General features: G+C 45.3%; 23 protein-coding genes. 12 read left to right on the top strand and 11 right to left on the bottom strand.

All coding sequences use genetic code 11. From position 1 onward, the window contains the following. Nucleotides 1-110: 110 nt before the first annotated feature. From FC14_RS00530 to FC14_RS10485, 8 genes are all read left to right on the top strand, one after another. Nucleotides 111-608 carry a GNAT family N-acetyltransferase gene (locus FC14_RS00530; RefSeq protein ID WP_056975681.1) on the top strand — a complete coding sequence of 166 codons (498 nt, stop codon included), beginning with the start codon at nt 111-113 and terminating at the stop codon, nt 606-608. A 365-nt stretch (nt 609-973) separates the two neighbouring features. Next, a complete protein-coding gene (locus FC14_RS00525) occupies nt 974-2,092 on the top strand; it encodes a 5-methyltetrahydropteroyltriglutamate--homocysteine S-methyltransferase (protein WP_056975679.1) in 1,119 nt (372 codons plus the stop codon). Between the two features lies 1 nt (nt 2,093). Next, the gene (locus tag FC14_RS00520) at nt 2,094-3,206 is read left to right on the top strand and encodes a 5-methyltetrahydropteroyltriglutamate--homocysteine S-methyltransferase (protein WP_056975678.1); all 1,113 of its coding nucleotides are present in this window, start codon (nt 2,094-2,096) and stop codon (nt 3,204-3,206) included. Nucleotides 3,207-3,232: 26 nt separating this feature from the next. Then, entirely contained in the window at nt 3,233-4,081 is an 849-nt protein-coding gene (locus FC14_RS00515; RefSeq protein ID WP_056975677.1) for a homoserine O-acetyltransferase/O-succinyltransferase family protein, read from the top strand. Nucleotides 4,082-4,096: 15 nt separating this feature from the next. Continuing rightward, nucleotides 4,097-5,395: an O-acetylhomoserine aminocarboxypropyltransferase/cysteine synthase family protein gene (locus FC14_RS00510; protein ID WP_056975675.1), complete on the top strand. Its 1,299-nt coding sequence runs from the start codon at nt 4,097-4,099 to the stop codon at nt 5,393-5,395. A 118-nt stretch (nt 5,396-5,513) separates the two neighbouring features. After that, nucleotides 5,514-5,867: an MmcQ/YjbR family DNA-binding protein gene (locus FC14_RS00505; protein ID WP_056975673.1), complete on the top strand. Its 354-nt coding sequence runs from the start codon at nt 5,514-5,516 to the stop codon at nt 5,865-5,867. Nucleotides 5,868-5,896: 29 nt separating this feature from the next. Beyond that, nucleotides 5,897-6,103, top strand: coding sequence for a hypothetical protein (locus tag FC14_RS00500; protein ID WP_056975670.1), 207 nt, complete (start codon nt 5,897-5,899; stop codon nt 6,101-6,103). 114 nt (nt 6,104-6,217) lie between these two features. After that, on the top strand, nt 6,218-6,385 hold the full coding sequence (locus FC14_RS10485) for a hypothetical protein (RefSeq protein ID WP_156655705.1): 168 nt from the start codon (nt 6,218-6,220) through the stop codon (nt 6,383-6,385). Between the two features lie 89 nt (nt 6,386-6,474). Here the strand turns inward: FC14_RS10485 and FC14_RS00495 are convergent, their stop codons facing one another. The 7 genes from FC14_RS00495 to FC14_RS00465 form a co-directional block, all read right to left on the bottom strand. Continuing rightward, entirely contained in the window at nt 6,475-6,978 is a 504-nt protein-coding gene (locus FC14_RS00495) for a hypothetical protein (RefSeq protein WP_056975669.1), read from the bottom strand. A gap of 234 nt (nt 6,979-7,212) precedes the next feature. Next, on the bottom strand, nt 7,213-7,899 hold the full coding sequence (locus FC14_RS00490; protein WP_056975667.1) for a DUF554 domain-containing protein: 687 nt from the start codon (nt 7,897-7,899) through the stop codon (nt 7,213-7,215). 74 nt (nt 7,900-7,973) lie between these two features. Beyond that, complete coding sequence (locus tag FC14_RS00485; RefSeq protein ID WP_056975665.1) at nt 7,974-8,411, bottom strand: MerR family transcriptional regulator; 438 nt, start codon at nt 8,409-8,411, stop codon at nt 7,974-7,976. A gap of 22 nt (nt 8,412-8,433) precedes the next feature. Beyond that, the gene (locus FC14_RS00480) at nt 8,434-8,754 is read right to left on the bottom strand and encodes a DMT family transporter (RefSeq protein WP_050611751.1); all 321 of its coding nucleotides are present in this window, start codon (nt 8,752-8,754) and stop codon (nt 8,434-8,436) included. A gap of 166 nt (nt 8,755-8,920) precedes the next feature. Beyond that, the gene (locus FC14_RS00475) at nt 8,921-9,511 is read right to left on the bottom strand and encodes a histidine phosphatase family protein (RefSeq protein WP_056975663.1); all 591 of its coding nucleotides are present in this window, start codon (nt 9,509-9,511) and stop codon (nt 8,921-8,923) included. After that, nucleotides 9,508-10,101, bottom strand: coding sequence for a histidine phosphatase family protein (locus FC14_RS00470; protein ID WP_056975661.1), 594 nt, complete (start codon nt 10,099-10,101; stop codon nt 9,508-9,510). Before FC14_RS00470 ends, FC14_RS00475 begins: the two co-directional genes overlap by 4 nt. After that, the gene (locus tag FC14_RS00465; RefSeq protein ID WP_056975659.1) at nt 10,094-10,942 is read right to left on the bottom strand and encodes an HAD family hydrolase; all 849 of its coding nucleotides are present in this window, start codon (nt 10,940-10,942) and stop codon (nt 10,094-10,096) included. Before FC14_RS00465 ends, FC14_RS00470 begins: the two co-directional genes overlap by 8 nt. A gap of 100 nt (nt 10,943-11,042) precedes the next feature. Here FC14_RS00465 and FC14_RS00460 point away from each other — a divergent pair, with 100 nt between their 5' ends. After that, entirely contained in the window at nt 11,043-11,420 is a 378-nt protein-coding gene (locus FC14_RS00460; protein ID WP_056975657.1) for a VOC family protein, read from the top strand. 53 nt (nt 11,421-11,473) lie between these two features. Here FC14_RS00460 and FC14_RS00455 read toward each other — a convergent pair whose 3' ends face one another. The 3 genes from FC14_RS00455 to FC14_RS00445 form a co-directional block, all read right to left on the bottom strand. Then, nucleotides 11,474-12,808, bottom strand: a complete 1,335-nt coding sequence (locus FC14_RS00455) for a C1 family peptidase (protein WP_056975655.1) — start codon at nt 12,806-12,808, stop codon at nt 11,474-11,476. Nucleotides 12,809-12,875: 67 nt separating this feature from the next. Further along, nucleotides 12,876-13,559, bottom strand: coding sequence for a ribose-5-phosphate isomerase RpiA (gene rpiA / locus FC14_RS00450; protein ID WP_056975652.1), 684 nt, complete (start codon nt 13,557-13,559; stop codon nt 12,876-12,878). Nucleotides 13,560-13,610: 51 nt separating this feature from the next. Continuing rightward, nucleotides 13,611-13,886, bottom strand: a complete 276-nt coding sequence (locus tag FC14_RS00445; RefSeq protein WP_056975650.1) for a GNAT family N-acetyltransferase — start codon at nt 13,884-13,886, stop codon at nt 13,611-13,613. A gap of 126 nt (nt 13,887-14,012) precedes the next feature. Here FC14_RS00445 and FC14_RS00440 point away from each other — a divergent pair, with 126 nt between their 5' ends. The 3 genes from FC14_RS00440 to FC14_RS00430 are packed head-to-tail and all read left to right on the top strand — an operon-like array spanning nt 14,013 to nt 17,097. Beyond that, nucleotides 14,013-14,549 (top strand): dCTP deaminase/dUTPase family protein, encoded by a 537-nt coding sequence (locus FC14_RS00440; RefSeq protein ID WP_056975647.1) that lies wholly within the window; start codon nt 14,013-14,015, stop codon nt 14,547-14,549. A gap of 15 nt (nt 14,550-14,564) precedes the next feature. Next, entirely contained in the window at nt 14,565-15,941 is a 1,377-nt protein-coding gene (radA, locus tag FC14_RS00435) for a DNA repair protein RadA (protein ID WP_056975644.1), read from the top strand. Nucleotides 15,942-15,972: 31 nt separating this feature from the next. Then, nucleotides 15,973-17,097 (top strand): PIN/TRAM domain-containing protein, encoded by a 1,125-nt coding sequence (locus FC14_RS00430; protein WP_056975642.1) that lies wholly within the window; start codon nt 15,973-15,975, stop codon nt 17,095-17,097. 43 nt (nt 17,098-17,140) lie between these two features. Here the strand turns inward: FC14_RS00430 and FC14_RS00425 are convergent, their stop codons facing one another. Then, nucleotides 17,141-18,874 carry a methyl-accepting chemotaxis protein gene (locus FC14_RS00425; protein WP_162258652.1) on the bottom strand — a complete coding sequence of 578 codons (1,734 nt, stop codon included), beginning with the start codon at nt 18,872-18,874 and terminating at the stop codon, nt 17,141-17,143. Between the last annotated feature and the right edge of the window lie 78 nt (nt 18,875-18,952).

The following is an 18,952-nucleotide window of genomic DNA, read 5'->3' as shown; positions in this document are numbered from 1 at the left end:
GGTGAATACACAGCATAAGGAGGCGAAAGGGTAAAAAGTAGGTTCTAGAGAACCTAAAGTGAGGGCTATCCCTCCAGTGGTTAAAACCACTGGTATCCCGCCCTAAATTAATGAAAGTTAGACAGGTACAAAAAAGTGATTTAGAGGCAGTGGTAGCGATTGAACAAGCAGGCTTTAGTCCAGCTGAAGCAGCTAGTGCATCGACCTTTGCTGCCCGAATTGAAAATATGGCGGAAACTTTTTTGGTTGCAGTAGCTGATCAGGGGCAGGTTTGTGGTTTTGTTTGTGGTCTGGTCACAACTACTCGCTACGTTGAAGATTGGATGTACGAAGCGCAAGCTAAGTCTATTTCAGACGGGAAGTACCTCAATATCTTATCGATTGCAGTTACGCCTAAAAAACGTGGGCAAAAGCTAGGCTCAGCCTTGTTGACAGCTTTGGAAGAGGTGGCTAAAGCTAAGGAAATTAGCAGTTTATCACTGACCTGTCTAGCCGACCGGATTGGCTTTTATGAACGAAATGGATATCACAACCAAGGTCAATCTGCCTCGACTCACGCTAACGAGGTCTGGTATGACATGGAAAAAATAATTTCAAAAAAGTTTTAAAAGGGTGTTGACAAGTTGAGGTCAGCACGATATTATAATGGCATATTAATTAGAAATAGCTAAGAAAAGATGAGTAACTAATGTGAATAGCACTAAAGAGAGCCGCGGCAGGTGAGAGGCGGTGTGACGAAAGCTTAGTGAAGATGGTCTTGGAGCTAATTTGATCGTGAGCTGTTTGCGAGCGGTCAACAGGGGTCGCCTGTTATAGCGAACGAGTATAGCTTACATTAGTGTACTTAGTGAGGGTATCATTGTGAAATGGTACTAAATGACGGGTGGTAACACGTGGATTTGAAATTGACACGTCCCTAGTAAACTTTCGTTTACTAGGGGCGTTTTTTTATAGCCAGACAGGAGGAATTAGCATGACAAACTTAGCACATTACGACATTGTTGGATCATTTTTAAGACCACAGGAATTAAAACAAGCCCGGGCCGACTTTGAGGCAGGCCGGATTGACGCAGCTGCTTTAAAGGCAGTTGAAGACCAAGCGATTAAGGACTTAGTCGCTAAGGAAGAAGCTAGTGGACTGTTAGTTGTGACTGACGGCGAGTTTCGCAGAAGTTACTGGCACCTAGATACTTTTTGGGGCTTTGCCGGAATTGAACATATCGTGCGTAAGCATGGCTACTTCTTCCATGATGAAGAAACTAGACCGGATTCAGCTCGGGTGGTGGGTAAGATTGCTTTTGCTGGTACCCACCCAGATTTAGAAGCCTTTAAGTTTTTAAAGCAGTTAACAGCTGGAACAAATTTAACTGCCCGTCAGTCAATTCCTGCTCCCGCTCAGTTATATGCGGAGTTAGTGCGGGGGCCTGAAAACGTAGCGGCCTTACGCAAAGTGTACGAAAGCGACGACGAGTTATTTACAGATATCTCTAATGCCTACCGCGATTTAATCTTAGCTTTGTATGAAGCGGGGTGTCGCGATGTCAAACTTGATGACTGTACTTGGGGAATGGTTGTTGATGACCGTTATTGGGAACAACGGGATGAAACTGAATTTGATAGGGATGCACTTCAAGAAATTTACCTGCGTTTGAATAACGGAGCACTCCGGGACCTCCCAGCCGATCTGCGGGTTTCCACCCACATTTGCCGGGGAAATTACCACTCCACCTGGGCATCTAAGGGGGGCTACCAAGTAGTAGCGGACCACGTTTTTGCCAAGGAAAACGTAAGTGATTTTTACCTTGAATTTGATGATGAGCGGTCAGGTGATTTTAAACCACTAGCAGCACTTCCAGCCGGCAAACGAGTGGTCTTAGGCCTAGTAACCAGCAAGCGGCCCGAGCTAGAGGATAAGGCGACGTTGAAAAAGCGGATTGAGGAAGCAAGCCAATACGTTTCCTTAGAAAATTTAGCGTTAAGCACGCAATGTGGTTTTGCTTCCACCGAGGAAGGCAATATTTTAACTGAAGAAGAACAGTGGCAAAAAATCAAGCTAGTAATTGAAACAGCCAAGGAAGTATGGGGGAATTAGGATGACAAACTTAGCACATTACGACATCGTTGGATCATTTTTAAGACCAGCGGAATTAAAGCAAGCCCGGGCAGAGTTTAAGGAAGGCAAACTAAGTAAAAATGATTTGCGGGCCCTAGAAGATAAGTTAATTACTGACCTAGTGGCTAAGCAAAAAGAAGTTGGCTTACAGGCGGTAACCGACGGAGAATTTCGGCGCGGCTTTTGGCACTTAGATTTCTTAGAGAACCTAAATGGGGTTGAAGGCTACCACCCTCAGGCTTATAACCAACAGTTCCAGGGAACCAACGCCCCAGCCTACAACGTCCGCGTGGTTGATAAACTCTCCTTTAACTTCGACCACCCCTTCCTTAAGGACTTTAGCTTCTTAAAGGAAGTAGCCGGGCCGGAGGTGTTAGCCAAAGCAACGATTCCTGCCCCAACGATGCTTTACCGCCAAGAGGTCTTAGCTAACGACGGGACTTCAAAGCTAAGTGAAGTCTACCCTGATCTTAATGACTTTTACCATGACTTGGCCAAGACCTACTCGGATGCCATCCAAGCTTTTTACGCACTAGGCTGTCGTTACTTGCAATTTGACGATACCAACTGGGCCTTTTTAGTTGACGAACATAAGCGGGCCGACTTAAAGGCTAAGGGAATTGACCCGGTTGAAGCAACCAAGATTTCCCGGCAAATTATTAACGAAGCCTTAGCTAACAAACCAAGTGACCTAACGGTAACTACCCATGTTTGTCGGGGCAACCACGCTTCTAGCTGGCTTTTCAGCGGTGGCTATGATCAAATTGCCCCTGACTTATTTGCCACCGATTATGATGGCTATTTTCTCGAATTTGATGATGAACGGGCCGGCGGCTTTGCACCATTAAAATACGTTCCAGCTGGCAAGCGAGTTGTCTTAGGCCTAGTTACTAGCAAAAGACCACAGTTAGAAGCGCCGGCTGAGTTAAAGGCCCGGATTAAAGAGGCGAGCCAGTATGTCGATTTAGCTGACCTAGCCCTTAGTACCCAGTGTGGGTTTGCCTCAACCGAAACGGGTAATAAGTTAACCGAAGCTGACCAGTGGGCTAAGTTAAAGCTGGTAGTGTCAACTGCTAAGGAAGTCTGGGGTTAAAGCTTTAGATTATGAAGGGATGTGAGATGATGACGGTGACCAGCAAAAATGGGCTTGCAAAAACCAAGCAACTTTGGCAGGAAAATATTGCAGCGGGCTTAGAACTGCTAATTGTCAACCTAATGCCGACCAAACTAGAAACGGAGTTGCAGTTTTTAAAGCTGCTAGCCAAAACCAAAATTAATTGCCAGGTAACCTTTGCCTACCCAGACAGTCATCATTTCCGCCATGGTGATGGGCCGCTGGTTAAGCAAACCTACCTGCCTTTAAGCCAAGCCCTTAAACAAAATTTTGACGGCGTAATTGTTACCGGCGCGCCGGTCGAACACCTAGCTTTTGAACAAGTGGATTATTGGCATGACTTTTGTCGGTTAGTCGCTTGGGCGCAAGCAACCAATACCTACGCCTTGTTTGAATGTTGGGCTAGCCAGGCCGCCTTAAAGGTCCAGTATGGGATTGAAAAGACTGCCCGAAAGGCAAAACTCTTTGGCATTTACCAGGCAAGAATTCAAGCAGAAACTAACCATTTTTTGAAGGGCTTCGGTTCGGGAGGCCTACTGCGAATGCCGCAGTCACGCCACACTGATTTGAATTTGCCCCCTAAGCTCCCTAAAGACTTACAGCTTTTGGCAAGTTCAAACGAAGTGGAGGCCTTCTTATTAGCCACGAGTGATTTGAAGAACCTCTTTATTACCGGCCACCCCGAGTATGCGACTGAAACGCTAGCAGGCGAGTACCAACGGGATGTCCGTTTGGGTAAAAAGATTAGTCTACCTTCAAATTACTACCGCCAACGTCAGATTGTAAACAGTTGGCAGCCGACCAGTGTGCGTCTGTACACTAACTGGCTACAAGTAATTCAAAAAATCGGATAGAAATGAGGATTTATTATGACTGAAAAACAAGTAACCACCACTAACGATCACTTTGAAACCCTACAAGTTCACGCCGGTCAAGGTTTAGATGAAACAGGTGCCCGGGCCGTACCGATTTACCAAACAACTTCTTACGTCTTTAAGGACGCCAAGCAAGCCGCAGAACGCTTTGCCTTAAAAGACCCAGGCAATATCTATACCCGCTTGACTAACCCCACAACCGAAGTAGTCGATAAGCGGGTGGCCGCCTTAGAAAACGGGAGTGCCGGGATTACCCTTGCTTCTGGGTCAGCAGCAATCACCTACGCCATTTTAAACGTTGCCGGCAGTGGGGATGAAATTGTGGCTGCTAGCACCTTATACGGAGGAACTTACAACCTCTTTAGTGTGACCTTAAAGCGGCTGGGAATCACTACCCACTTTGTGGACCCTGACGACCCAGCTAACTTTGAGGCTAAGATTAATGAGAAGACAAAGGCAATCTACGTGGAAAGTATCGGTAACCCCGGGATTAACCTGGTTGACTTTGAAGCCCTGGGAGAAATCGCCCACAAGCACGGCCTGCTATTCATTGTGGATAACACCTTTGGGACACCATACTTGGTGCGGCCACTAGATCATGGGGCCGACGTGGTGGTTCATTCTGCTACTAAGTTTATTGGTGGCCACGGGACTACGATGGGGGGCGTGGTTGTAGAAAAGGGTGACTTTGATTACCAAGCTAGCGGCCGCTACCCTGGCTTTACAGAACCAAACGAACACTACGAAGGCTTGAAGTTTGCCGACCTCAAGGGAGCAGCCTTTACCACTAAGATTCGGGCGGAAGTTGCCCGTGATACCGGGGCGGCCATCAGTCCCTTCAACTCATTCTTACTGTTACAAGGCTTAGAAACCCTGTCGCTGCGGGTAGAACGCCACGTGGAAAACACCCGCAAATTGATTGCCTTCTTGCAAAGCCGGCCAGAAGTGGCTTGGATTAACTACCCAGAGTTAGCTGATAACAAATACAATGCCCTTGCGCAAAAGTACTTCCCTAAAGGGGTCGGTTCAATTTTTACCTTAGGATTAACGGGGGGCAAGCAAGCTGGCCAGGAATTAATCGATCACTTACGGCTCTTCTCCTTACTAGCCAATGTGGCCGACGCTAAGTCATTGATTATCCACCCAGCTTCAACCACCCACGCACAACTAAGCGAGGAGGAACTAAAGGCGGCCGGGGTTACGCCTGACTTGATTAGAATCTCGGTTGGAATCGAAAATGCTGACGATTTAATCGCCGACTTTGCTCAAGCTTTAGATAAATTATCTGACTAAATTTAAAAAGATTAAAGGCTGTCATTCCAAGGCACGGGGGTGACGGTCTATTTTTGTTTATACTCAAAAAACTATCTTTTAATAAAAATAAGTGATAGAATGAGCATGAGGTGGCAGGATGGAACGAAAGGAATTATTGGCCTATATCGAGCAAAAATATCAAGTCCAAGCCGAATATTTGTGGCAAAAATTTCCCACCTATGCGGTTTTTCGTCAGCAAGCTAACCGAAAGTGGTTTGCACTTGTGATGACTGTGCCGGCTGCGAAGCTGGGCTTAAGTGGGCAGGGAAGCGAAGAGCTACTAAATGTCAAACTAGACCCTGAATTAGTGGGGCTGTTGAAGCAAATGCCGGGCTTTTTACCAGCCTACCACATGAATAAGGCAACCTGGATTTCGATTAGGCTTAAGCAAATCGCAGCTGAACAGATTAAAGACTTACTAGCTCAGAGCTACGATTTGACGCAAAAGTAAGTAGGGTTTTACGTTCGCGCAACTGTTGGGTGATTGACAGAAAGGGTGAGTCAAGTGAGAGTGAAGGCGCGGAAAGTAGGAAACTCTGTAGTGGTAACCATCCTAAAAAGTTTAAGGTAGCGGTAGGCCAACTGTTTATCGCCAGGTTATTAGAAAATAGTGGCGGCAAGATTTTATTTACCCCGATTCCAAGTAAGTGGAAGTTATTAAGGCATGCGGGTAAGCATCCCAAATAAACTTTTATTAAATTGAGGGAAAATAGTTGAACTTTATTAACATAAATAATACAATCGTACGGAAAGGGTATGTTTAGGGGGCAAGGCATAAGAGAGAGGAGTAGGTAGGGATTTATGATTGTTAAAACACGTAAAGTGGGTAATTCCACTGTTTTAACAGTTCCGAAAGATTTCAATATTAAGGTGGCCAAGGAATATAAGCCCAAGTTATTAGCGGATGGTAGTATTTTATTTGCACCGAAAAGCAAGAAGCGCTTAGGAACTGTGCGACCAGAAGACTAAGAAGAAGAGCGTTTAAATTAGGTATTTACATTGGGAAGAGAAGAGTAACAGCCAGGCTAGCAAATTGTTAGTCTGGCTGTTATTTTAGTCTAAGCTGGCAGGTCGCTGGTAGTAATTAAGACGGTTTTGACGTTGACGACTTGCAAGCTCTTAAGCACAAACAGGCCGTGGAAGCGGTGCAAGGCTTCATCGTCATCTAGGTAGTGATAAGGGTAGACGATGATGTTATACAGACCACTAGCCTGGCTAGCAGTGGACTTGAATTTTTGGTGAAAGGGGACAAGGGCCTTGCTAGTGGCTACGACTAAGTCTGCGATGTCATCGGGGCTAACAGGTTGGTCTAAGAGACTGATGTGAAATAAATACTGATTTTGATCATAGACTAAAAGGTCTAACAAGTCGCTGTCTGCCCCTAAGGCTTCCTGGCGTTCAGATTCAGAAACAGGGGTTAGCTTTGTTAGTTTAGCTGACGGAAAGACCGTTTGTAAAAAGCGCAGGCACAAGTCGTCGTGTTGCATCACCTGGTTAAACATTTCCTTGTCGGTGATGTTGATGTTACCCCAGTTTGGTTCTTGGTTGTCAAATTGATTCATGTAAAAAACCTCCGTAATTTTTTTGAAGAAAGATACCCCTCCATATATATGATTCGCAAAAGCGGGCGGAATCAATTCAAAAAAAGAACAAATTTAGATTTTTCTTATCAAAAATTCACATAAAATTAATTTTATTAAAATAATAAGGCTGATATAGGGGGGACTAGATAATTCTTAATTTAAGTAGTAAAACGGGGCTAGTTTGCTAACGTTAGCAAACTAGCCCCGCTTATTTTACCAGCCTAACCAGCCTTTAACTAGAAAGAAGATGACTGGTACAAATAAAGCCGGCAAGAAGTTAAGGGTTTTGATTTCCCGCAGTTTTAAGAGGGAGATACCTGAGGCGGTAATCAAAAAGCCCCCAATAATGGTTAATTCGGTTACAAGTGGGCCACTAAAGAAGGAGGCCGAAAGGAATTTAGCGATTAGGTAAATGCTACCCTGCCAGCAAAATAAGACGGGCGCTCCTAGCAGCATCCCCCAACCAAAACTGGCCCCAAAGATAATCGAGGTGACAAAGTCCAAGGTAGCATTGGTAAACAACATGGTGTAGTCAGCCTTAACCGCAGCCATGACGGGTCCGACAATCGATAAGGCCCCAAAGCAGTAGAGCAAGACCCCGGTGGCTAGGCCCTGGCCGACCTGAGATTGACTGTACTTAGTTACAAGTGCGTTGAAACGTTTATCGATTTGCCACCAGGTTCCTAACAAAGCCCCAATAGCGAGGCTAACGATAAAGAGGACGTGATAATGACTCTTGGGCATTGCGTTGGTCAGATTCTCTAAACCAATTCCAAAAGCGGCTAAGCCCATTGCTAAAAAGAGGACTTGGCGATATTTTTCCTTTAGGCCGCTGCGAAGCAGGCAGCCGATGCTAGTTCCAACTAGGATGGCGCAGGTATTAGTAAGTGTTCCAATCATTTAATCACGTCCTTAAATAGTATTATCCTTAGCGTACACTTTTTATTAAAATTTGGAAAGTTAAATCTAAAAACTTAATCATGGACGTTTTCCGTATTGTGGGCTTTAGCTTTGACGTAGGTTTCCGTTCCGGCGGCGACCGCTTGTTGATAGTAGTCGCACTTGTATTCAATCGTGGCCAGCGTTTCTTCTAACTGAGCCAGTTGGCCTAACACGTCTTGTCGTAACTGCTGAAACATGGCCAATCTTTGTTTAAGGCTAGCGTCCCCTTGATTACACCACACGATAAATTGTTTGATGTCTTTGATTGGCATTCCAGCTTTCTTAATACATTCGATGATGTTAATGGTGGCGAGATTTTCTTCCGAGAAGGCCCGCTTTCCCGCGGCGTCTTTTTTTAAGTTAGGAATCAACCCTTCCTTATCGTAGTAGCGCAGAGTGTAGGTAGACAGGTTAAACATGGCTGCCACCTGACCGATAGTGTAGGTTTTAGCTTGGGTTGTAGTTGGCATTAAATCAAGTCCTTTCAGTAAGTTAATGTCCGCCGGTTAGGTTGGCAATGATGGTCCCACAAACAATCAGTCCCAGTCCTAGTAGCTGCCAGCCAGTAAGGCTTTCCTTAAAAAGAAAGTAGGAAAGCAAGCTGGCAAAGATAATCCCCACGCCCGACCAGGTGGCGTAGGCAATACTTAGCTTAATTCCCCTTAGGCTAAGCGAGAAGAAGTAAAAGCAAGCACAGTAAGCACTGACTGTAATAATAGTGGGCACCAGCCTAGAAAAGCCGGCCGACAGTTTAAGAAAGTTAGTGGCAATTAATTCTAAGCAAATAGCGAGTAGTAAGTAGCAGTAGGCCATAGCAGCACCTCTTTTAAAGTAAGTTAAGCTTAGTTTAGCTAACCAGCACGCTGAAAAGCAAGTTTTTTTGCTGATGTAAAGTAAACCTGACATTAAGTTGTTTATATTTTATGTTATGCTTGTAAGAATAGAAAAATAGGGTTAGCAGCACGAGGCGCTGTTAACCCTATTTGTTATCCAACTGACTAAAGTCCGGTTGCCATAAGTCTTGGTAGGTCAAATGGTGGTCAGCGTATTGGTATTTGAAAATGGAGCAATTTTTGATGCCCCTAATGGGTAGCTGGCTTTGCCCGGTAACCTGGCGGTAGAAGCAAGCGCAGGCGGCGCCGTGGGAGACCACCAAGACATTTTCGCCCGCAGCCGTTGCCATTAAATCTAAAATGGTTGCTTCCATCCGGAGGCCGACTTCGCTTTGACCTTCACCGCCAAAGGTTTTAAAGAAATCTTTGTAAGGTAAAGGTGGATTTAAGGCCTCGTCTTGGACCTCGAAGCGACCAAAATTCCATTCCTTTAAGCCTTTGAGTCGGGTGTAAGGTAAGCTATTATTGGTAACGATTTCTAAGGTATCGCTAGCGCGCTCGGAAGTAGAACAAAAGGCAGCGGTAAGCTTTATTTGCCTGTCATTAAAGTAGGCCCGAGCTAGTTTGGCTTGGTTAATTCCTAAGTCTGTTAGCGGGGAATCACAAAAGCCTTGAATTTTATGCATTTGGTTAAAGAGCGTTTGCCCGTGGCGCATTAGGTAAAGTGTTTTTGTCATGATATTTTCTCCTCCTGGTAAAGCAAGGTTGGTTGGATTAGGTCCTTGAAGGTGAAGTGACCGTCAGCGAAGTCGTAAACGCAAATGGCGCAGTTAGTCATGGGCAAAAATTCGCTGCGTTTGTTGGTAATTCCCCAGTAGAAGTTAATCAAAGCCCCACCGTGAGAGACGGCGAGGATATTTTGGCCACTGGTTTGTTTCATAATATCCGTTAGGGTTTTAACTAGCCGCGCTTCAACTTGACTCTGGCCCTCACCGCCGTAGTACTTGAAGAAATCCCCGTAAGGAGCAGGGGGATTTAAGGCTTCGTCTTGACCTTCAAAACGGCCAAAGCCCCATTCACGCAAGCCCTTTAAGCGGGTGTAAGGAAGGGAGTTGTTAGTGGCAATTTCTAAGGTATCACTAGTTCGTTCAGCGGTTGAACAAAAGGCAGCGTCAAAGTGAATGCCGGCTTCCTTGAAATAGCGACCGGCTGCCTGTGCCTGTTTAATCCCAGCTTCCGTCAACGGTGAGTCGCACCAACCTTGAATTTTGTGCATTTGGTTAAAGAGGGTTTGCCCGTGGCGCATTAAATATAATCTCTTAGTCATTTGAAAGCACCCCGATTTCTTTAAAGCCGTTAAATAGTCCGTCGTCCATAAGGTCAGTGGTAATCAAGTCGGCTGCGGCCTTGGTTTCGGGGCCGGCGTTACCCATGGCAACCCCCAAGTTGCAGTAGGTAAACATCGGGATGTCAATCTTGGCGTCCCCAAAAGCTACGGTTTGTTCCTTAGTGGCATTTAGGAAGGTAAGCAGGTGATCAATGGCGTTAGACTTGGTGATATTTTTAGGGCGGAGGTCACCAAACAAGGCTAACTCGTCCTTGCCGCCCCAAGTTCCTACCTCGAGGTCTGGAAAAGCAGCTTTGGTATCCAAGAAATCCTGGTAGGATTTTAGGGCAAAGCTGATTTTGTTGACGTCACATCGGGTGAGGTCTGCTCCAAGGATTAGGCCGTGTAGCTCGTCTTCAACTTTTAAGTTGCTGGTATCTGCTTGGGGATTCTTACTGTGAATGTAGGCTTGAAAGGCGGGCTTGGCTTTGATTTCAAAGTCAGGACTCCCAAACAGGCCGGCGTTACTTTCAAGGTAGAAGGGCAGGTTACGCTCAGTTAGCCAGGTAACGATGGCTTGTTCAGTCTCAAGAGGTAAGGCCTGGTGAAAGATGACCTGGCCGTCATTTTCAACGTAGTTACCATTGCCACCGATAATCCCGTCAAAGCCGATGGCTAACAGTTCCTTAGGTAACTCAGCCTTACTGCGGCCTGAATTGAGGTAAACCCTGTGACCATTTTGGCGGGCGGTCTTGATGGCCGTAACCGCGCTAGCAGGGAGAGTGCCATCATAACCGAGGATGGTTCCATCAATGTCTAGGAAAATAAGTTTTTGTTCCATAAATAAGTATCCTCTCTCGTTATTTGAAATTGCTTACAGTCTATATTATAATTTATTGGTACAAATTATTCAAATCCTAATAACTAGAGGGGGATTTTAGATGAAAATTGAACACCTAGGCTTATTTGTAGCTGATTTAGAGGCGGCTAAGGATTTTTATACCAAGTATTTTGACGGGCAGGCGGGGCCTAAATACCACAATCCGCGGACAGGCTTTTCCTCTTATTTTATTAACTTGGCGGAAGGGGCGCGGCTAGAACTTTGCCATAAAGCTGACCTACCTCAAGTAGCCACTGAGCGCTTAGGCTTGGCCCACCTGGCTTTTAGTCTAGGGTCTAAGGAAGCTGTTGACGCCAAGGTTAAGGAGCTAAGGGCGGCTGGCTGTGATTTGCTTAGTGGTCCGCGAATTACGGGTGATGGCTATTATGAGGCTGTCGTTACAGATTTAGAGGGCAACTTACTTGAATTAACTATCTAAAAAGAGGCCGGGAAATTTTCCCGACCTCTTTTTGACTAGATTTTATTTAAAACTTAGGCTAAAGCACCCATTGGGTCCCAAGGAGCAAGGACCTTTGGTTCTTCAGTTAGGACTGCTTGTAATTCTGCTGGTAAGAATTTCTTGTTAACAACTACTTGGTAGCAGTATTCGTCCATCCAAGCGTCGCTCATTACGAAGAAACCTTTCGTCCCAACTTTTTCACCCCAAGAGTTTTCAACCTTCCACTTAGTTGGTTTGTCATCAACTAGGTCAACCCCGGTTAGGACCATGGCGTGAGTCATCAGACTTTCGCCGTAATCGAGCCGGTCTGCCTTAGTCATCTGCATGTCAACGTTGAAAAGTTCATCCTTGTGGTAAAGGTTAGTGTCCATGATACCCTTTTGGCGATCTGATTCTTGGCCAACGTCACAACCGAACCAAACACTTTCGCCTGCCTTTAATTGGTCAATGGCAACTTGTTTGAAGGTAGCCATGTCCACGTTTAGGTGCCGCACTTGCCGGCCCCCCACAACGTTACCTAACATTTCCACGGTGTACATGTGGTTGTAAGGCTTGTCAGCAGTTGGGGCGTTGATGATGGAAACGTAGTCGCTAAGGTTCCAACCGATGTATTTAGCAAAGAAGGCCTTAGGAGTTAAGTCGCGGTCGATGTGGTAGTTCTTGTCGCTATCACGGTATTCGAAGTCAAACTTAACTGGTGGTTGTCCGAAGCTGTAGCTAGCCATGCGGTAGACTTCCGCTAGCATTTCTTCTTTGCGCTTAGCAATTTCTGCTTCTGAAGCGTTAGCGGCAACTAACTTTCTAAGTTCCACGGCATCCTTACGCAACTTAAGGTTCAAAGTAGCGTTAAATTCGCGGGAAGCGCTGGAGCTGAAGCTTTCAGGCATAACTGACTTAGGCACGACCCCATATTTTTCGATGATGGCCATGAACATATCCCATTGGCCCCCGTCTTGTTGAGGTGTGGTCATCAACCAAGCTACTTTTCGGTCGCTAGTTGGTAATTGGGCGGTGGCTAGGACATTTTGGTAGAAGTAGTTGGCCTTTTCTAACTTATCCCAAAAGAAAGTGTAGCTTTGGGATAATTCGAAGTCGCCTTCGATTTTGAGCTTATTTTTTATATCGTGACGCATGGTGTTTAAGGCAGCAAACATCCAGCAACGGCCGGATTGTTTTTGGTTGGCCACCTTACCAGTATCAAGGTCGATAGAAAAAACAGGGGCCATGTCAACTTCTGCTTGCCAGTCAGCAGCTGTTTTTAAAATACCATTTTTAGTCACAGCCCGTTCGATTACGGCGTGGGCAGGTTGGGTATTTAAATTAGCTTGAAAGTCGGCTAATTGTTCTGGACTGATTTCTTTTGTCACAAAAAATTCCTCCTTAAAATGAAACAATTAATTTTATTGTAAACTGATTAGAAATCTAAGTAAAGTCTTAACGGGCTTCTAAGACCTCGGGACCAGTTTGCTTACCGACGATGACGGTGTTTACACGGTCTAAGAAAAGTCCATGTTCAACCACCCCAACTTGTTTAATGAGGTAGTCGGCTAGGGCATGGGGATCTTCGATTCTACCGAGGTGGAGGTCAATGATGTAGTTATCGGAGTCGGTTAAGAGTAGGCCACCGTCTGCTTTCTTGCGGAAGCTAGGGTTTAAACCTTTTTCTTCAAAGCGGTCAAAGATGCGCTGGCTCCCATAAGGGATGACTTCAACCGGAAGGGGAAAGGCACCTAGGGTTTCTACCATTTTACTTTCATCGACAATCCACAGGTTTTTCTTAGAGTTAGTGGCCACGATTTTTTCAAATAAGAGGGCGGCCCCACCGCCTTTGATTCCTTGGAAGTCGGCGGAAATTTCGTCGGCCCCATCAATGGTTAAGTCAATGTGGTCAACTTCATCAACCGATTTTAAAGGAATTCCTAGTTCGGTTGCTTGTTTGGCGGTTACGTTAGAGGTCGTAACCCCCACCACGTTTAAACCTTCTTCTTTAACCTTGCGTCCTAGTTCATCCACCATGAATTTGACGGTTGAGCCGGTACCTAGGCCAACAATCATGCCGTCTTTAATCCAGTCGACGGATTTTTGACCAACTAGTTTTTTTAGTTCAGTTTGATTCATTTTTAGTCCCTACTTTCTTAATTAGTTGAAGCGCTCTCTTTTTAGTGAAATTTAAGCCTTGAGCAAGTCGGCGTATTCAGGGTGTTTTTCAAAAAATTTTTTAGTATATGGGCACAGAGGCAAGACCTTTTTGCCTTCTGCCCTAGCATGTTCTAAGAAGTTAACGGTGATTTTACCAGCTAATCCCATGCCCCGGGCATCTTCTGACACCCAGGTATGTTCAACCACATAGGTTTGGTTGGCATCAATCATTGAAAAGCCGATATTAGCCAGGTGGCGACCTTCTTCGTTGGCGTAATCCATTGAATTATCTGTCCAAGTGTACATAAAATCTAACCCCCAATAAAAATATTTAATTTAAGTTAATTATAGCATATTAGCTTGCCTTTTACGTGAAGCCAGCTAAAAAGAATGGTATCATAATAGATAAGTATCGATGAGAGAGGTTAATTCATGAAAAGAGGATTTAAAGTAGTTTCTAAGTACAAAGAGCAAGAGATTAAATTACCAACGCGGGCCACTAAAAATGCCGCCGGTTATGATTTTTATGCCCGGGAAGATTTTGTCTTACCTTCAATTTGGAAGCTGGGCTTTTTAAAAGTGTTACATGCTTTAAGAAAACAAAAAGAAGTCAGTGACGAAGAGTTGTTATTAGGCCAAAAAATTTTAAAGCCCTACCTAGTTCCTACTGGTATCAAGGCTTACATGCAAGCAGACGAATTTTTACTCCTAGCCAACCGCTCAAGTAGTCCCCTAAAGCGGAGCTTGATTTTACCTAATGGGGTCGGCATTGTTGACGCGGATTATTATGATAACAAGGCTAATGAGGGAGAAATTTTCTTCCAGTTATTAAATTTTGGCCTCACAGACCAAGTGATTAAAAAAGGTGAACGGGTCGGGCAGGGCATCTTTATGCCTTACCTCCTAGCCGATGGGGAACAAAGTCCTAGTCAAAAGCGGACTGGGGGCTTTGGTTCTTCCGGCCGTTAAAAAGAAGGTGAACTTGTGGCGAAAACCAAAACAAAGTATGTCTGCCAGGAATGTGGTTACAGCTCCCCACGGTATTTGGGTCGCTGTCCTAACTGTGGGGCTTGGAACAGCCTGGTAGAAGAAATCGAAGAAAAGACTAGTCCCAAGGCAGCTGCGAATGCGCGGGTGACCATCAGTGGTACCAAGGTTAGCCCGCAATTAATCGAGCAAGTTAGCATTGAAAAAACACCCCGCATCAAAACCAACCTAAAAGAACTAAACCGGGTGTTAGGCGGGGGGATTGTCCCTGGCTCCTTGGTTTTGATTGGGGGGGACCCGGGAATTGGTAAATCCACCCTGTTGTTGCAGGTTTCGGGTCAATTAGCTGACTTAAAGAGCCGGGTCTTATACGTTTCTGGTGAAGAAAGTGCCAGTCAAATTAAGATGCGGGCGGACCGGCTAGGGGTTGGCGGTAGCGAATTTTACCTCTACCCCGAAACAGATATGGGGGCGGTTCGTCAAAGCATCAGTGATTTGAAACCAGATTATGTCATTATTGACTCGGTTCAAACCATGCAAGAACCAGAAATGACTTCGGCTGTCGGCAGCGTTGCCCAAATTAGGGAAGTAACCGCCGATTTGATGCAGTTAGCCAAGACCAACGGCATTACCATCTTCATTGTTGGCCACGTAACTAAGGGGGGCGCCATTGCTGGGCCCAAGATCTTAGAGCACATGGTTGATACCGTCCTTTACTTTGAAGGGGATAAGCAAAGGACCTTTCGGATTTTGCGGGCCGTCAAAAACCGCTTTGGCTCCACCAATGAAATTGGGATTTTTGAGATGCGGGAAGGGGGCTTATATGAGGTCGCTAACCCGTCAGAAATTTTTTTGGAAGAACGGCTGCAAGGTGCAACTGGGTCGGCAGTGGTGGCTTCACTTGAAGGAACCCGCCCAATTTTGGTTGAACTCCAAGCCCTGGTAACCCCGACTGCCTTTGGGAATGCTAAGCGGACCACGACCGGTCTTGACCATAACCGGGTTTCGTTGATTATGGCCGTTTTAGAAAAGCGGGCCGGCTTGTTATTACAAAATCAGGATGCCTACCTAAAGGCCGCGGGGGGCGTTAAGCTAGACGAACCTGCGATTGACTTAGCGATTGCAGTTAGTTTGGTGTCCTCTTACCGGGATAAGGAAACCCGGGCGAGCGACTGCTTTATCGGTGAGTTAGGCTTAACCGGCGAAGTCCGGACGGTAACTAGGATTGAACAACGGGTGGCAGAAGCCGCTAAGCTAGGCTTTAAGCGGGTAATTGTCCCTAAAAATAACCTGGATGGCTGGGATTTTCCGGCTGGGATTCAAGTTTTAGGGGTGACGACTTTAAACGAAGCGCTCCACATTGCCTTTGACTAGGAATATTTTGATGAAAGGAATTGTTAACAATATGCGCAAGAGATTAATCAAGATTGTCTTTGCCATTTTAGGGATTGGGATAGGCTATTCCTTTTTTCCCTGGGCATGGCGTTTAGCTAATTTTAACCAGCCTTGGTTGGTTAATCCAATTATGAATATGTTTTTAGGGTTAGTAATCATGTCTTTTTTAGGTCTACTACTATCTAACCCTTTGGAAGCTTTAATTAAAAAGATTGAAAGTAGCCTCCTCCATCAAAAGCCGGAAGTTTTAATTACAGAGGGAATTTCAATGATTGTCGGCTTAGTGATTGCTGCCTTGATTTCAACTCTATTCTCGCATTCGCAATTATTCTTCTTTAATACCATTTTACCGGTTGTGTTGATGATTATTTTCGGCTACCTGGGCTTTATTGTGGGGAAGATGCGCTTCAGCGATTTACCTAAGCTTTTTGCCCTTAAGAAAAAGGCCGAAAGTGAAGTGGTGAAAGCTACTCCTGAAGAAGAGGTGCTGGAACGTAAAGTTGGCGAAAACTTTTATAAGTATAAGTTATTAGACACCAATATTTTAATTGATGGTCGGATCTATGATTTAGCCAAGACGGGCTTTTTAGAAGGAACTCTGATTGTACCTAACTTCGTCTTATACGAATTGCAATACATCGCCGATTCTGGTGACAGCATCAAGCGAGTGCGGGGCAGACGGGGCTTAGACATCCTAAATAAACTGCGGACCGAAAAGTTAGTTCCGGTTGAAATGTATGAAGGCGACTTTGAAGATATTCAAGAAGTCGATACCAAACTAATCAAGCTGGCTAAGTTGTTGGATGCAGAAATCATTACCAACGACTATAACCTTAATAAGGTTAGCGAGTTTCAAAATGTGCGGGTCCTAAATGTTAACGCCCTAGCTAAGTCCTTAAAGCCCCGGGTAATTCCTGGTGAAAAACTTAATGTAATGGTAATTAAAAATGGGACTGAGCGCCAACAAGGGGTCGCTTATCTAGACGACGGGACCATGATTGTGGTTGAAGATGGGCGCTACTTCATGAATAAGACGATTGAAGTTGAAGTAACGAGTGCCATCCAAACCGATGCCGGCCGGATGATTTTTGCCAAGCCTGCTCATTCCCGGCGGGAAATTAAAGAAAAGAACTAAAAAAATAAGCTCATCAAAATTGATGGGCTTATTTTTTAAGTGCCTATTGCAGTTTAAAGTAGGCGACCGTTTTTTGGAGGTTAGCAGCCGTTTGTTCGTTTTGCTTAGCCACTTGTTTTAATTCCTCAACCTTATTGGTGATGTCCATGGCACTTTCGGTGACTTGGGTGATGCCCTTGGCACTCTCATCGGTCGCGGTATTAACAGCCTGGGTTGATTGGGCAATGGCATCTAACTTTTGATCTAAGCCCTGACTGCTTTGGGCGAAGTCTTTGAGAAGGGCCCCGAGGGTTTCGGCTTGACCCTGGTAATCCTTGGCAATAGCTAATAATTGGTTGTAACCAGTAGTTACCGTTTCGTTTAAGAAATCACCGACGTGTTTAGCCTCACCGCTTAATTCGGTTACAACCTGAATGACTTGGGCAGAAACCGAGCTGATTTCGTTAGCTACTTCGCTTGATTGGCTAGCTAGTTTACCAATTTCTTGGGCGACCACTGAGAAACCTTTACCGGCTTCACCAGAGCGGGCCGCTTCGATAGCAGCATTTAGTGACAGTAAGTTAGTCTGTTGGGCAATGGCAATAATTTGGCTGGTTAGCTGTTTAACCTGTTCAACCGCTTGGGCCCCAGCAATTTTAGCGTTAAGCTTAGCGGTAATTGCGGCCACTTCGTTTGTAGCGCTAGCTTGCTTTTGACTGGATTCTTGGTAAATGGTTTCGGCTTTTTCGATGGTAGCCTGGCTATCCTTAAAGCCAGCGTCAGCCCGACTAGCAATGTCTTGGGTGGTAGCCTTAATTTCTTGGATTGAGTCGTTGATTTCACTCATTGAGGCAGTAGTTTCTTCCATCGAGGCCGACATTTCTTCCATCGAAGCGGAAACGTCGGCAATTCCAGCTTGGACGCCGGTAATATTAGTAACCATTTGCTTGGAGGCACCATCTACTGAGGTAGCTCCAGCGGTGATATTTTTCATGACTTGTTGGAGGTTGTCTAATAAGTCGTTAATATGGTTAGCCATCGTTTCAAATTCATCGTGTGATTTAATATCTAAGCGCTTGGTTAAATCGCCATCAGTGTGGGCCAGGTCGTAGATGCTTTGGTCGATATTGCGGATGAATTTTTGAAGTAGTGACAAGCCAAAATTAAGAAACAGGGTGGAAATAACTAAGCAGATAAGGCTAACCGCTATTAAGAAGAGGGCCTTTTGCTTAAGCATGGCCATGGCTTCGTCGGCCCCAAAGTCAACCCCGATAACGGCAATCACCTGCCCGGATTTATCCATGATGGGACGGTAGGCGGTAACTAGGTAGCCGTCGGCCGTTTTTTGAATTTGTGGGGTGGAGCTAACTTGACCGGAGAAGGCTTTGGCAACTAAGACTGGGTCGCTAGTAAAATTGCTCCCGATTGCAGCCGGGTCGGTCTTATCGCCATCGACTTGGAAAACGTAGTGGCCGTTAGCCTTAATGATGGTGTAGGCATATTTGATGTCGCTACCGGCAATAATTCGTTGTAAGCCGGCCCTAATCCGGCGGTAGGCAGCCTTGTCTTGGTGAGCGAGGGTAACTTTTTTGATGTCGGCCGGATTTAAACTCTCAGCCGCGGTCTTGGCTGCCAATTTTCCCTGGGATACCCCTAAATCCGTAACGGTTGTTTTGAGGGAAGTTAGGGAACTGAGGCTAAAAATAAGGCAGATAATAAAGACTAAGACGACAAAGGGAACTAATAACTTAGTCTTGATACTTTTGCCGAATGTAAAACGAACGTGCACATTAATCACAACTTTCTGTATGGAATGGTTTACTAACTGAAACTTGAAAGCAAAAAAGAGCATAAAAATTCTCTATTCTCTTGATAT

Source organism: Ligilactobacillus agilis DSM 20509 (assembly GCF_001436215.1).
GTDB classification, from domain to species: Bacteria; Bacillota; Bacilli; order Lactobacillales; family Lactobacillaceae; genus Ligilactobacillus; species Ligilactobacillus agilis.
This window is presented reverse-complemented; position numbering and strand designations above follow the sequence as displayed.

What these genes read in the sequence shown, in the direction of transcription:
- FC14_RS00475 (WP_056975663.1), bottom strand. Translation starts at nt 9,511, where the DNA reads ATGACAAAAACACTTTACCTAATGCGCCACGGGCAAACGCTCTTTAAC.
- FC14_RS00525 (WP_056975679.1), top strand. Translation starts at nt 974, where the DNA reads ATGACAAACTTAGCACATTACGACATTGTTGGATCATTTTTAAGACCA.
- FC14_RS00490 (WP_056975667.1), bottom strand. Translation starts at nt 7,899, where the DNA reads ATGATTGGAACACTTACTAATACCTGCGCCATCCTAGTTGGAACTAGC.
- rpiA (WP_056975652.1), bottom strand. Translation starts at nt 13,559, where the DNA reads ATGAATCAAACTGAACTAAAAAAACTAGTTGGTCAAAAATCCGTCGAC.
- FC14_RS00465 (WP_056975659.1), bottom strand. Translation starts at nt 10,942, where the DNA reads ATGGAACAAAAACTTATTTTCCTAGACATTGATGGAACCATCCTCGGT.
- FC14_RS00495 (WP_056975669.1), bottom strand. Translation starts at nt 6,978, where the DNA reads ATGAATCAATTTGACAACCAAGAACCAAACTGGGGTAACATCAACATC.
- FC14_RS00470 (WP_056975661.1), bottom strand. Translation starts at nt 10,101, where the DNA reads ATGACTAAGAGATTATATTTAATGCGCCACGGGCAAACCCTCTTTAAC.
- FC14_RS00430 (WP_056975642.1), top strand. Translation starts at nt 15,973, where the DNA reads ATGCGCAAGAGATTAATCAAGATTGTCTTTGCCATTTTAGGGATTGGG.
- FC14_RS00460 (WP_056975657.1), top strand. Translation starts at nt 11,043, where the DNA reads ATGAAAATTGAACACCTAGGCTTATTTGTAGCTGATTTAGAGGCGGCT.
- FC14_RS00440 (WP_056975647.1), top strand. Translation starts at nt 14,013, where the DNA reads ATGAAAAGAGGATTTAAAGTAGTTTCTAAGTACAAAGAGCAAGAGATT.
- FC14_RS00530 (WP_056975681.1), top strand. Translation starts at nt 111, where the DNA reads ATGAAAGTTAGACAGGTACAAAAAAGTGATTTAGAGGCAGTGGTAGCG.
- FC14_RS00515 (WP_056975677.1), top strand. Translation starts at nt 3,233, where the DNA reads ATGATGACGGTGACCAGCAAAAATGGGCTTGCAAAAACCAAGCAACTT.
- FC14_RS00510 (WP_056975675.1), top strand. Translation starts at nt 4,097, where the DNA reads ATGACTGAAAAACAAGTAACCACCACTAACGATCACTTTGAAACCCTA.
- FC14_RS10485 (WP_156655705.1), top strand. Translation starts at nt 6,218, where the DNA reads ATGATTGTTAAAACACGTAAAGTGGGTAATTCCACTGTTTTAACAGTT.
- FC14_RS00505 (WP_056975673.1), top strand. Translation starts at nt 5,514, where the DNA reads ATGGAACGAAAGGAATTATTGGCCTATATCGAGCAAAAATATCAAGTC.
- FC14_RS00445 (WP_056975650.1), bottom strand. Translation starts at nt 13,886, where the DNA reads ATGTACACTTGGACAGATAATTCAATGGATTACGCCAACGAAGAAGGT.
- FC14_RS00520 (WP_056975678.1), top strand. Translation starts at nt 2,094, where the DNA reads ATGACAAACTTAGCACATTACGACATCGTTGGATCATTTTTAAGACCA.
- FC14_RS00480 (WP_050611751.1), bottom strand. Translation starts at nt 8,754, where the DNA reads ATGGCCTACTGCTACTTACTACTCGCTATTTGCTTAGAATTAATTGCC.
- FC14_RS00485 (WP_056975665.1), bottom strand. Translation starts at nt 8,411, where the DNA reads ATGCCAACTACAACCCAAGCTAAAACCTACACTATCGGTCAGGTGGCA.